The following is a 13,021-nucleotide window of genomic DNA, read 5'->3' on the forward strand; positions in this document are numbered from 1 at the left end:
AGGGCACATTTTCCAACGGGCTGTTTTGTGCCGGTAGCGTACTCCTTTATTCGCTTCTCGACCGCTGACCAACTCAAGGGGGGGAGGCCACCTCCCGCGCTAACTGGAGGCATCGGTCAGATATGCCGCCGACCACGGACTGGCGTTGCGCGTCACGCTGAACATGCGAGACCAGGACGTACACGCGTCTTCGTCATAACCTTTGAGGAAAAGGTTCGTTCGTTGCGCCAATCGCGATGGCTACTCTGTGTCCTCATTACCTATATCAATCGGTCTTCGGGGGAGCATATGAGTTTGCGGAGGATCGCTCGCGCGTTGCTGGCTGTCACACTGACAACGCCAGCCGGTGCGTGGGCCACGAACGGCTATTTTTCCAACGGCTATGGGATTTCTTCCCAAGGCATGGCGGGCGTGGGCATCGGCTTGCCACAAGATTCGCTGGCTGCGGCGGCCAACCCTGCCGGCATCGCTTTTGTGGGCAACCGCGTCGATGGCGACATCAGCCTCTTCTTCCCCAAGCGGGGGACAGACGTCACGGGTAACGGCTTTGGTGTCAATGGTAACTACGATGGCAACAACCGCTCGGTCTTTGCGATTCCGGAGTTCGGCGTCACTTACCGGGTTCTTCCGGATATCTATGCCGGCTTGGCGCTTTATGCAAACGGCGGGCTCGATACCGGCTACGCGAACAACCCGTATAGAGCGTTCGGTGCCACTGGATCGGCTGGGGTTGACCTGGCACAGGTGTTTCTCTCGCCGACGATTGCCTACAAGCTGTTCGATCGGCACGCATTTGGCTTGGGTCTGAACTTCGCGTATCAGCGCTTCACAGCGAGCGGTCTCCAGCCGTTTGCCCGCATGTCGGTCGCACCAGACAACGTCACTGACAAGGGGGCCGACTCGACGGTAGGAGTCGGCGTGCACCTCGGTTACACCGGCCAGATCACACCTGCGCTCACCATTGGCGTGACGTGGGCGTCGAAGATTCACGGCCGCTTTGACAAATACCGAGGTCTTTTTGCGGATGGTGGATCGTTCGATATTCCCGAGAACTTTGGTGTCGGCATTTCGTATAAGGTGACGCCCGCCTGGACCGTGGCTGCCGATTTCCAGAGGATCTTGTACGGCGGTGTGAATTCAATCGCCAATCCTCTCGCCAATCTGTTCGCGGGAAATCCGCTCGGTTCTGCAAACGGCCCGGGTTTCGGTTGGCGCAATACGAACGTGATCAAGGTCGGCACCAGCTACGAATTCAACAGCCATCTGACGCTGCGCGCCGGCTACAGTCATTCGACCCAGCCTGTGGCATCCACCGAGACGTTTCTGAATATCCTGGCACCGGGTGTTGTGCAAGATCAGGCAACGATCGGTGCCACCTGGACGACCGACAGCAAGACTTCAATCAGCGTGTTCTACGGGCACGCGTTCAGAAAGACGGTCAACGGCGCGAACTCCATTCCGGCAGCTTTCGGGGGCGGCAACGCCAATGTCCGCCTGGCCGAGGATACTGCCGGCGTGTCCATTGGCAAGCAGTTCTAAAGCGCTTCGGTCAATGGGCACATCTGTAGTCAGTACTCGCCCGGAAACAGCAACGTGGTGATGCTGCGGTCGGCTTTCTTGCGACTTGCACTCGCGTTCTTGCGCATGGTCTAGGCGGGTTTGCAATGTCGGCGTACTGGGCTTTCGAACCGACGGCAGGGAGTCTGTACTGGTGTCAAATTCACCAAACGACCGGGATCGAGTGAGGGCCGTACCGGCGCCTGCCCAAAAAAAATACCCGGCCACAGGTGACTCCGGCGCCGGGCTCAGAACTTTCACGGATGAGGATCCGTGAGAAGAGGAACACGCATATCGTGCGCTGCGCGCGTGACACCGGCGTGTCAACGTCCACCGCGCAATGCTCACGCCTCGGTAATGGTCACGATGTTCGGATAGAACGCGAGCATGCCGGCCACGGCTTCAGCTGCCGGAATGGGGTGCTCGTACGTCCAGACCGCATTGGTGGCACGTTCGTCGCCGGCCACGATGGTGTAGTAAGACGCCTGCCCCTTGTACGGGCATTGGGTGTGATGCTGGGTCCGCTCCAGCAGATTCATCCGCACGTCGTCGCGCGGGATGTACAGCACGGGCGGGAGCGAGCGCTCACGCAGCGTGCGCGCGGCGCGTGTGTCGGCGATGGTGTGGCCGTTGAACGTGACCGTAACGCGACGCGGATTGGCTTCAACAACGATGGGGGATGCGAGTGCGGTATCGGGCATGCGGTGCTCCTGCGTTGAAGGATGCAGCCCCGCTGGTGCGAGGCGCTCTCTCACTCTAGTGGAAGACCGCCTTCCGTGTTGGACCGTGCCGGACGTTGCCGGCACGCCATCCGCCGGTGTTACCAGTGCGTCTCGCTCTCTGGTGTGGACGACACGCGATGGATGGCCAAGTCGGCCCCCATAAACTCGGCCTCGCGGTCCAGCCGCAGGCCCACCAGCTTGCGCAGCGCGCCGTACACCACCGTGCCGCCGATCAGCGCGATCACGATGCCGCCCGCGGTGCCCGCCACTTGCGCCCAGAACGATACGCCGCCCAGTCCGCCCAGCGCCTTCAGGCCGAAGATGCCCGCCGCGATGCCGCCCCATGCGCCGCACAGCCCGTGCAGCGGCCACACGCCCAGCACGTCGTCGATGCGCCAGACGTTCTGCACGCGCGTGAACATCCACACGAACAGCACACCGGCAATGCCGCCGACGGCCAGTGCGCCCAGCGGGTGCATCACGTCGGAGCCGGCGCACACCGCCACCAGGCCGGCGAGCGGCCCGTTGTACGAGAAGCCCGGGTCGTTCTTGCCCATCCACCACGCGGTGAGCGTGCCGCCCACCATGGCCATCAGCGAGTTGATGGCGACCAGGCCGCTCATCTTGTCCAGCGTCTGCGCGCTCATCACGTTAAAGCCGAACCAGCCTACCGCCAGCACCCAGGCGCCGGCCGCCAGAAACGGGATGTTCGACGGCGGATGCGCGGCAATGCGGCCGTCGTCTTTGTAGCGGCCGTGGCGTGCGCCCAGCAGCAGCACCGCCGGCAGCGCAATCCAGCCGCCCACCGCGTGCACCACCACCGAGCCGGCAAAGTCGTGGAACTCCGCGCCCGTCACGGCCTGCAGCCAGTGCTGGATGCCGAAGCGCTGGTTCCAGGCAATGCCCTCGAAGAACGGGTAGACAAAGCCCACCAGCACGAAGGTCGCCGCCAGTTGCGGCTCGAAGCGCGAGCGCTCGGCAATGCCGCCCGAGATGATGGCCGGAATGGCCGCCGCAAACGTCAGCAGGAAGAAGAACTTCACCAGCTCGTAGCCGTTTTGCTGCGCAAGCACGTCGGCGCCGGTGAAGAAGTTGACGCCGTAGGCCACGGAATAGCCGATGAAGAAGTACGCGATGGTCGACACGGCAAAGTCGACCAGGATCTTGACCAGCGCATTGACTTGGTTCTTCTTGCGTACCGTACCCAGCTCAAGGAATGCGAAGCCGGCATGCATGGCAAGCACCATGATCGCGCCCAGCAGGATGAAGAGCGCGTCGCCCCCTGTTTTGATGGTGTTCATTGTGGTTGTCGTACGGGTTGGGACCAGCGCCGTTCAAGTGCGGGATGCCCTCAAATGGCGCAAAAGCCGCCGACAGACGCAAAAGTTGTTCCAACTCTGTGCAAAAGCGTGATTTGGCGCACCGCAGCCGTGCGCTCGGCCAGCGGGTCCGAACGCGGTCCAAGTTGAGCCCGATTTCGGTGCGTTGTTGCCTTGATTTGGTGCGGATGGTGCGCGGCATGCGCGCAGATGGTGCGTGTGCCGTCAGGGTTTGGGCGCGGACACGGCAAAGGAGGTGGCCACAGCCGTCCAGAGCGGCTCGTAGCGCTGCCGCAGCACGCCGGCCTGTTCAGGCGAAGCGGCGGGGGATTGCATGTGCAGCATCACCAGTGCGCCATCGGTCGGGACGATATAGACGCGACCGATGAACGTGTTGCTCGTGGCGCGCGGTGCGTGCGGGCCGGGGGCATCGCCGATGTAGCTGGCCCAGATGCCGGGGCGCCCGCTGAATGACTGTGTGCCCCAGCCTGTCATCCGGCAGGGCAGTGCCACGGCCTGCCGGATGGCATCGCGCATCCACCGGGGCTCGCGGCTGTCAGGCACCGCTTCGGGCTCGCCTTCGGTGGGGCGCACGATCAGCTCGATGCGCGACAGCCCGGCGCCGCCCTGGTTGGCCCAGGCGCCAATCGCTACGCGCGCTGGATCAGGTTTGCGCGGCGGGGTGGGCGGTACGCGCTCCCAGGAAAACGGCAAGCGCAGCGTCACGTTCGCGCCATTGGCGTTCGGCCAGTCAGAGAGCGTGATGCTCTGCGTGAAGCGGCTGCTCAATTCCTCGGCGGGCCGGTCATCGTAGACCACCGCCAGCAACGTCTGCAGCGTCGGGCGGTCCTGGCTACCCTGGGCGCGCTCCGTTACGCGCTGGGCCAGGGCGTGGGCGGTCTCCGGGGTCTGCGTGGAGATCGCCACGCTGGGTTGGTGCAGGTCGAGCGCCCGCTCGATCAACAGTTGGCGCTCATCATCCGTCAGCGGAATCCCGGCGATCAGGCGGCGTGTGCGCGCCAGCGCTTGCGGGAAGGTGTTGTCGAACTGGTTGCGCGCGCGGATCAGCTCTTCGCGCTGGCTGGGGAAGCGCTGGATGGCGCGGTCCAGCGCCTGCGTTTGCACGGTCAGAAAGCCAAGCACGCTGATCAGCCCGGGGATGGCGCCAGGCGTGTAGTCCCACGCCAGCGCATGGCCGGAGCACGCCAGCATGGCGGTCAGACACCAGCGCATCGTGGCGCGGCTTGGCATTGGAATATCCCCCTGTGGCCGGACCCGTTTCCGGCCAAAGCCCGACTCTAGCGATATGTATGGATTGTGCGCAAGACGGGGCTTGCCCCAAGGAAGGAGGGGGTGTCGCCGCTTTTTTCGTGCGTCTACTGAACCCATCCGTGCCGCTGCGGATTTGCGCAAAAAGGCAGGGTGCGGCACCTTACTTGAACGAGTAGCCCACCGTCACCATGAAGCCGCTGGTCCAGAAGAACTGAACCTCTGTGCGGATCTGACCGTATTTGTAGCCCAGCGTCGGCAGGATGCCCGGCGAGAAGCCCTTGTAGTTGAGGGGCACCTTGTTCTGGTACTCGCCCTTGTAGCCGTGCAGGATGCCGCCGGTCAGCTTGCCGTAGAAGTTGGTATTGCCCAGGTTCCACAGGTAGCCGCCATACACCAGTTGCGAAGGCTGGCCGAACGAGTTCTGGAACGCCGCCGCGCCCACCAGCCAGCCGTTGTCACGGCGCCATTCAACACCCAGCAGCGGGGAGTACTTGATGTAGTGGTCGTCCCGGCTGTAGTGCATGTTGTAGATGCTGGCCTGGACGGAGATTTCGTCGCCGGGTTCGAAGATGTCGGCAAAGGCGGGCGATGCGCCGGCCAGGAGCGCCGCACCGGTGGCAATACCGCGAAGCTTGGTGATCAAAGAAGAAGAGAGTGCCATACGACGTCAACACGTCCGAGCCCAAGGCTCGCCCGGCCCTTGCTTGGGGCCCAACGTGATTTCCCGTGAAGTTTTGTGTGAGGGGAATGTTGGGCGAAGCGGCCTGAGGTTTCCGTCGGATTGGTCCGAAAGGCGGCTCGGATCAGTCCGAAAAATAAGAATCGGCTGACGGGCGCCCATCGGGTGAGTGGGATGGTTGACGTTCACGTCCACCCCGAAAATACTGTCTATTCGATCCTCCGACCGGCATGCCGCGCTCTGTGCGGCTCACAACACATCCAATGCCGGCACCCACTTCAACAAGGTGGAGACATGACTGATCTTTCCGCCGCCCGCGCGGCTGATCCCACGCCTGCGAGCGAGCCTGCACCGGTGCGCAACAAGGTGCGCTTCGTGACGGCGGCCTCGCTGTTCGATGGGCACGATGCGTCGATCAACATCATGCGGCGCATCCTGCAATCCATGGGCTGCGAGGTGATCCACCTGGGGCATAACCGATCCGTCGACGAGGTGGTCAATGCCGCGCTGCAGGAAGACGTGCAGGGCATTGCCGTGTCGAGCTACCAGGGCGGCCACGTCGAATACTTCAAATACATGATCGACGCGCTGCGTGCGCGCGGCGGCGAGCACATCCAGGTGTTCGGCGGCGGCGGCGGGGTGATCGTACCGACGGAGATCCGCGAGCTGCAGGACTACGGCGTGGCGCGCATCTACAGCCCCGAAGACGGCCAGCGCATGGGCCTGGCCGGCATGATTGCCGACATGGTGCGGCGCTGCGATATCGATCTCTTCACCTTTGCGCCGACGACGCTCGAGCCCATCGTCAATGGCGATCGCCGTGCACTCGCGCAACTGATTACGGCGTTGGAATCGCGCCGCATCGATCCGGCATTGCGTCAGGCTGTGCACGAGCGCGCCGCTGTGATGCACACGCCGGTGCTCGGCATCACGGGCACGGGCGGCGCGGGCAAATCGTCGCTCACCGATGAGCTGATCCGCCGCTTCCGGCTCGACCAGCAGGATCGGCTGCGCATCGCTGTCATCTCGATTGACCCATCGCGGCGCAAGTCGGGTGGCGCGTTGCTGGGCGATCGCATCCGCATGAACGCGATCAACCATCCGCACATCTTCGTGCGCTCGCTGGCCACACGCGAGGCGAGCAGCGAGATTTCCGACGCATTGCCCGACGCAATTGCCGCGTGCCGCGCAGCGGGCTTCGACTTGATCATCGTCGAGACCTCTGGCATTGGGCAGGGCGACGCGGCCATCGTGCCGCACGTCGATCTGTCGCTGTATGTGATGACGCCGGAGTTTGGCGCCGCCAGCCAGTTGGAGAAGATCGACATGCTCGACTTTGCTGACCTGGTGGCGATCAACAAATTCGACCGCAAGGGCGCGCAGGACGCCTGGCGCGATGTGGCCAAGCAGGTGCAGCGCAACCGCGAGCAATGGCACGCCCGGCCAGAAGACATGCCGGTGTTCGGCACGCAGGCGTCGCACTTCAACGACGACGGCGTGACGGCGCTGTATCACGCGCTGGCGGACCGGCTGCCCGAGCGTGGCATGGCATTGGCCGATCGCACGCTACCGCGCCCCGCGGGCAAATGCTCGACCAGCCACGACGCCATCGTGCCGCCCGCACGCGTGCGCTATCTGGCGGAACTGGCCGATACCGTGCGCGGCTATCACCGCCGCGTGCAGATGCAAAGCTGTCTCGCGCGCGAGCGTCAGCAGTTGCAGGCCAGCCGGCTCATGCTGGAGCGTGCGGGTGCAAGCGTGCAGACGCTCTCGGCGCTCGACAAGCAGGCCGCTGAACGCGATACCCAACTCAGCGCCACCGAACGCAAGCTGCTTGCCATGTGGCCCGACCTGCGCCGTGCGTATTCCGGCGAAGAGTACGTTGTGAAGATCCGCGACAAGGAAATCCGCACCGCGCTCACGCACACCACGCTCTCGGGCACCGTCATCCGCAAGGTGGTGTTGCCGCCGTACGAAGACGACGGCGAAGTGCTGCGCTGGCTGATGCGCGAGAACGTGCCCGGCAGCTTTCCGTTCACCGCCGGCGTGTTCGCGTTCAAACGCGAGAACGAAGACCCTACGCGCATGTTCGCGGGCGAAGGCGATGCCTTCCGCACCAACCGCCGCTTCAAGCTCGTCAGCGAAGGCATGGACGCCAAGCGTTTGTCCACTGCCTTCGACTCCGTCACGCTCTATGGCGAAGACCCGGCCGTGCGCCCCGACATCTACGGCAAGGTCGGCAACTCGGGCGTGTCGATCGCCACGTTGGACGACATGAAGGTGCTGTACGACGGCTTTGATCTGACGAGCCCGAACACCTCGGTCTCCATGACGATCAACGGCCCCGCGCCGACGATTCTGGCGATGTTCATGAACACCGCCATCGACCAAAACCTCGCCAAGTTCCGCGCCGACAACCAGCGCGAGCCGACTGCCGACGAAGAAGCGAAGATCCGCACCTGGGTGCTGCAGAACGTGCGCGGCACGGTGCAGGCCGACATCCTCAAGGAAGACCAGGGGCAGAACACCTGCATCTTCTCGACCGAGTTTTCGCTCAAGGTGATGGGCGACATCCAGGAATATTTTGTGCACCAGCAGGTGCGCAATTTCTACTCGGTGTCGATCTCGGGGTATCACATTGCCGAGGCCGGGGCGAACCCGATTTCGCAGCTCGCCTTCACGCTCGCCAATGGCTTTACGTATGTGGAGGCGTACCTCGCGCGTGGGATGCACATCGATGATTTCGCGCCCAACCTGTCGTTCTTCTTCTCCAACGGCATGGACCCGGAATACAACGTGCTGGGCCGCGTCGCCCGCCGCATCTGGGCGGTGACGATGCGCGACAAGTACGGTGCGAACGAACGCAGCCAGAAGCTGAAGTACCACGTGCAGACGTCGGGCCGATCCCTGCATGCGCAGGAGATTGCCTTCAACGACATCCGCACGACGCTGCAGGCGCTGATCGCCATCTACGACAACTGCAACAGCCTGCACACGAATGCCTACGACGAGGCCATCACCACGCCCACGGCGGAATCGGTGCGGCGCGCGCTGGCCATCCAGCTCATCATCAACCGCGAGTGGGGGCTGGCCAAGTGTGAGAACCCGAACCAGGGCAGCTTCATCATCGACGAACTGACGGACCTGGTGGAAGAGGCGGTGCTGCAGGAGTTCGAACGCATTGCCGAACGCGGCGGCGTGTTGGGGGCGATGGAGACCGGCTACCAGCGCGGCAAGATTCAGGAAGAGTCGATGCTGTATGAGCAGCGCAAGCATGATGGCTCGCTGCCGATCATTGGGGTGAACACGTTCCGCAACCCCGAAGCGGAGAACGTGGTGCCGCCACACATCGAGCTGGCGCGGTCAAGCGAGGAGGAGAAGCAGAGCCAGCTCAAGCGTCTGGACGATTTTCATGCGCGGCATGCGGGGGAGGCGCCTGCCATGTTGCAACGGTTGCAGCGCGCGGTGATTGAGGATCAGAACGTGTTTGCGGTGCTGATGGACGCGGTGCGCGTCTGCTCGCTCGGGCAGATCACGCACGCGTTGTTTGAGGTGGGCGGGCAGTATCGGCGCAACATGTAGCTGCGTTGTGTGAGCTCACGCGTGCATGGCGTGCGCAACCCACGCCGGTAACGCACCATGCCCCCCGCGCGGCGCATCCCACACTTGGCGTGCCGCCGCTGTCACGCTGTCAATGAGCGGTACGGGCACGTGAGGCTGCAGACGCTGTGCCACACCGGCGAGCCCGGCACCCCCCAGCACGATCGCATCCACCGGCTGGCGACGCAGCAGCGTTGTGCACGCACCCAGCAGAACCTGCTCCGCCGCATCTGGTGCCGCATACAGCGCGGCGCCGTCGAGTTCCACGGTATGGATGTCGCGCACGGTGTGGCCGTGTTGCAGCGTGGGCAGCAAGCGCTCCAGAATCGGCCCCCATGCATGCCCACCCGTCACGACCGCGCAGGTGCCGTGCGCGGCCGCTTCCATCAACGCAGCTTCCGCGAGGCCGGTGACCGGGCAGGGCGCCACCTCGCGCAGCGCGAAGAGCCCCGGGTCGCCAAAGCAGCCGATGATGGCGGCATCAGGTGGACGCTGCAGCGCTGTCGTCCACGCGTCGAGCGCCGCATGCGCGGCCACTGCATAGCCGACTTCGGTGGCGATATACGGCGCGCCAAAACGGGCGGTGACGGGTTCCACAACAACATCGCCCGGCAACGCGGCTTGCACGTAGCGGGCGAGCGTCTGCGTGAGTGCGGCCGTGGTGTTCGGGTTGATCAGCAACAGCCGGCGCGGGCCGGCCGATTCAGGAGCCATGGTCATTCGCGTGTGTTCAGTCAACGCGCCCTGCGCTCTGGCGGCGGCGCAACCGCACGATGGCCAGCATGGTCAGCCCCATCACCACGAACGACACCACGGTGGTGAGCGTGCCCAGCGCGTAGATGGCCGGCGTGGTGACGGTGGTGGTCAGCCCCTGCAGTTCGAGCGGCAGCGTGTTGACATCGCCGATGGCCTGCGAGGTGCGCGCGATTTCATCCCAACTGAGCGTGAAGCCGAACATGCCCACGCCGATGAGCGATGGCGCGATCAACGGCAACACGACATGGCGGAAGGTCTGCCAAGGCGTGGCACCGAGGTCGCGCGCGGCTTCCTCGTAGGCGGGGTTGAAGCGGTTGAAGACGGCAAACATGATGAGCAGGCCGAACGGCAGCGTCCACGTCAGGTGCGCGCCGAGTGCGGAAGTCCACTGGCCGAGCGTGGAGCCGAAGCTGTCGGCCTGATCGCCCATGCCCCATGCGGTGAGCAGGGCCTTGATGCCCGTGTCGATCAACCGGAACTGCAGCCCGATGCCGAGCGACACCACGATCGACGGCATGATCAGGCTCGCCACCGTCACATAGAACAGCGCGCCACCGCCGCGCAGCCGCTTGCGAAACGCCAATGCGGCCAGTAGCGAGAGCCCCATGGTCAACGCCATCACCACCGCGCCGAGCGCCAGCGAGCGCCGGAATGCTGCGCCGATGTCGACCACGCCCAGGCCTTCGGCAAGCTGACGATACCAATGCAGCGACAGCCCATTCATCGGAAACGTCAGCCCGCCGTCCGGCCCCTGAAAGCTGAGCGCGAAGATTGTCAGCATGGGGCCGTAGAGAAACAGCACGAACAGCGCGAAGAGACACGCCAGCGGCCAGAAGCCGGGGGCGCGTGGTTCACGAAAACGTGGGCGCATGTCAGAGCTCCTTGCGGATGTCGACCACGCGGGTCAGGCCCCAGATGATCATCAGCACCGTCAGCAGCAGCACCACGGCGTTGGCCGCCGCCAGCGGAAACTGCAGATACGAGGTCTGCACCTGGATCATCTTGCCGACCGAGGCAATCTGCTGGCCGCCCATCACGCCCACGGTCACGAAGTCGCCCATCACGATGGTCAGGATGAAGATCGAGCCGATCAGGATGCCGCTGCGCGACAGCGGCACGATCACGTGCCACAGCGTTTGCCATGCACTTGCGCCCGCGTCGCGCGCGGCTTCGAGCAATGCGCGGTCAATGCGCATCATCGAATTGAAGATCGGCACGATCATGAACATGGTGTAGAGGTGTGCGTAGGCCAGCAGCACCGAGAAGTTCGAGTACAGCAACCAGTCTTGCGGCTGGTTGATGAGGTGCATGGCCTGCAGCGTCTGGTTGACGAGGCCGTTGCGGCCCAGCAGCGGAATCCACGAAATCATGCGGATCACGTTGGAGGTCCAGAATGGCACCGTGCACACCACGAACAGCAGCGTCTGCACCGCAGCCGATCGCACGTGAAACGCCAGGAAATACGCCAGCGCAAAACCCAGCACTAGCGTGAGTGCCCAGGTGCCGAGCGCAAAGCGCAGCGTCGATAGATACGTCGACGCCGTCACGCACAAATCGCCGTATTCATTGAGATGGCCGCAGCCTTCCCACAGCTTGGCGTAGTTGCGCAAGGTGAAGGTCGGCAGCAGCGCGTACTCGTTGAAATCCCAGAAGCTGACCATCGCGACCAGCCCCAGCGGGATGAGAAAGAACACGACGAACACCGCCGCAAACGGCAGCGCCTGCAGGCCCGGACGCAAGGTGCCGGCAGCGGTTGGAGTGGGCGGAGTGGGTGTCATGGCGATGTTGAGTGGCTCAGGCGATCAAGCGGCGACAAACTCGTTCCACTTGCGGACCATGTACTCGTTCTCGTCCATGACCGCGTTCCAGCAGGCGATGCCGCCCATGCGCTGTTCGTAGCTGCCGCCATCGCGCACGCTGCCGGCCTTGGCGAGCACGTCGCCGTGGGGGCTCTTGATGTCCTGGGCGGCGGGTTTGCCTTCCATCCAGTACGCCCACTCGTACGGTTCCATCTTGGCCTTGGCCGTTTCCAGCACGGCGCTGTAGTAGCCCTGGCGGTTCAGGTACGCACCGGCCCAGCCGTCGAGGAACCAGTTGATGAATTCGTACGCCGCGTCGAGCTTCTTGCCCGACACCGTCTTCGGAATACCAAAGCCGGCCGCCCACGCGCGATAGCCTTCCTTGAGCGGCTGGAACGTGCAGTCGATGCCCTTGCTGCGCACGGCCGTCACCGCCGGGCTCCACATCGACTGGATCACCACCTCGCCCGAGGCCATCAGGTTCACGCTTTCGTTGAAGTCCTTCCACAGCGCGCGGAACTGGCCGGCCTTCTTGGCTTCGATCAGCGTCTTGATGGTGAGGTCGATCTCGGCGCGGGTCATGTTGCCCTTGTCGGCGTACTTGTGGATGCCCTTGGCCTCCACCACCATCGCCGCGTCCATGATGCCGATCGACGGGATGTTCAGGATCGACGCGCGGCCCTTGAACTCCGGGTTCAGCAGTTCGGCCCACGAGCTGATCGGACGCTTGATCAGGTCAGGGCGGATGCCCAGCGTGTCGGCGTTGTACACGGTCGGGATCAGCGTCATGAACTGCGTGGGTGACGTGGCAAACGTGGTTGCGTTGGCGCCCGGCAGGTACATCACCTTCTTCGGCGCGGTGCCTTGGTCGCCCACCTTCTTGCCGGCCACTTCGCCCTTGGTGAAGAGCGACGTGATCTTGTCAGCGTTCTTGATGCGGCGTGCGTCGATGCCCAGCAGGTTGCCTGTCGGCACGATCTTCTTGAGCGAGAAGTACTCCGTGTCGATCAGGTCGAAGCTGCTCGGCGCGGTGACGGCGCGCTTGGTGATCTCATCGGTCGTTACCGCCACGTATTGCACGCGGATGCCGGTGTCGGCCTCAAATTTCTCGGCAATCAGCTTGTCTTGGTTGACCGCCGTACCCAGGTAGCGCAAGGTCAGTTTCTCTTGCGCGAGGACGACCGGCGCGATGCCGGTGGCCAGAATGGCGGCCATGCCCTTGAGTGCGGTGCGGCGGCCGGCCTTGAAGTCGATGGAATCGTCAGACATGAAGCAACCCCTGATAGGAAGGTGAAGGCAGCGCCTGAAGCCGTCAGG

The 13,021-nt window shown here is 63.8% G+C and carries 10 protein-coding genes; 2 read left to right on the forward strand and 8 right to left on the reverse strand.

Annotation, left to right across the window (positions count from 1 at the left end):
* The first annotated feature begins 288 nt into the window (after positions 1 to 288).
* Positions 289 to 1,539 (forward strand): OmpP1/FadL family transporter, encoded by a 1,251-nt coding sequence (locus F7R11_RS03410; RefSeq protein ID WP_064801206.1) that lies wholly within the window; start codon positions 289 to 291, stop codon positions 1,537 to 1,539.
* Positions 1,540 to 1,901: 362 nt separating this feature from the next.
* Here F7R11_RS03410 and F7R11_RS03415 read toward each other — a convergent pair whose 3' ends face one another.
* The 4 genes from F7R11_RS03415 to F7R11_RS03430 form a co-directional block, all read right to left on the reverse strand.
* Positions 1,902 to 2,258: a DUF427 domain-containing protein gene (locus F7R11_RS03415; protein ID WP_064801208.1), complete on the reverse strand. Its 357-nt coding sequence runs from the start codon at positions 2,256 to 2,258 to the stop codon at positions 1,902 to 1,904.
* 119 nt (positions 2,259 to 2,377) lie between these two features.
* Entirely contained in the window at positions 2,378 to 3,580 is a 1,203-nt protein-coding gene (locus F7R11_RS03420; protein WP_064801210.1) for an ammonium transporter, read from the reverse strand.
* 243 nt (positions 3,581 to 3,823) lie between these two features.
* Positions 3,824 to 4,849: a hypothetical protein gene (locus F7R11_RS03425; protein ID WP_064801212.1), complete on the reverse strand. Its 1,026-nt coding sequence runs from the start codon at positions 4,847 to 4,849 to the stop codon at positions 3,824 to 3,826.
* Positions 4,850 to 5,030: 181 nt separating this feature from the next.
* A complete protein-coding gene (locus tag F7R11_RS03430) occupies positions 5,031 to 5,531 on the reverse strand; it encodes a sn-glycerol-3-phosphate transporter (RefSeq protein WP_151180502.1) in 501 nt (166 codons plus the stop codon).
* Between the two features lie 312 nt (positions 5,532 to 5,843).
* Between F7R11_RS03430 and icmF the strand changes: the two genes are divergently transcribed.
* On the forward strand, positions 5,844 to 9,131 hold the full coding sequence (gene icmF / locus F7R11_RS03435) for a fused isobutyryl-CoA mutase/GTPase IcmF (RefSeq protein ID WP_064801214.1): 3,288 nt from the start codon (positions 5,844 to 5,846) through the stop codon (positions 9,129 to 9,131).
* Positions 9,132 to 9,146: 15 nt separating this feature from the next.
* Here icmF and F7R11_RS03440 read toward each other — a convergent pair whose 3' ends face one another.
* Genes F7R11_RS03440 through F7R11_RS03455 form a run of 4 tightly spaced genes read right to left on the reverse strand, consistent with a single transcriptional unit; the run spans position 9,147 to position 12,973 of the window.
* The gene (locus F7R11_RS03440; protein WP_064806120.1) at positions 9,147 to 9,863 is read right to left on the reverse strand and encodes an aspartate/glutamate racemase family protein; all 717 of its coding nucleotides are present in this window, start codon (positions 9,861 to 9,863) and stop codon (positions 9,147 to 9,149) included.
* Positions 9,864 to 9,879: 16 nt separating this feature from the next.
* Entirely contained in the window at positions 9,880 to 10,776 is an 897-nt protein-coding gene (locus F7R11_RS03445; RefSeq protein WP_064801216.1) for an ABC transporter permease, read from the reverse strand.
* A gap of 1 nt (position 10,777) precedes the next feature.
* Positions 10,778 to 11,683, reverse strand: a complete 906-nt coding sequence (locus tag F7R11_RS03450; protein ID WP_064801218.1) for an ABC transporter permease — start codon at positions 11,681 to 11,683, stop codon at positions 10,778 to 10,780.
* Between the two features lie 24 nt (positions 11,684 to 11,707).
* On the reverse strand, positions 11,708 to 12,973 hold the full coding sequence (locus F7R11_RS03455) for an ABC transporter substrate-binding protein (RefSeq protein WP_064801220.1): 1,266 nt from the start codon (positions 12,971 to 12,973) through the stop codon (positions 11,708 to 11,710).
* Positions 12,974 to 13,021: the final 48 nt, after the last annotated feature.

This window comes from Ralstonia insidiosa, assembly GCF_008801405.1.
Lineage (GTDB): Bacteria > Pseudomonadota > Gammaproteobacteria > Burkholderiales > Burkholderiaceae > Ralstonia > Ralstonia insidiosa.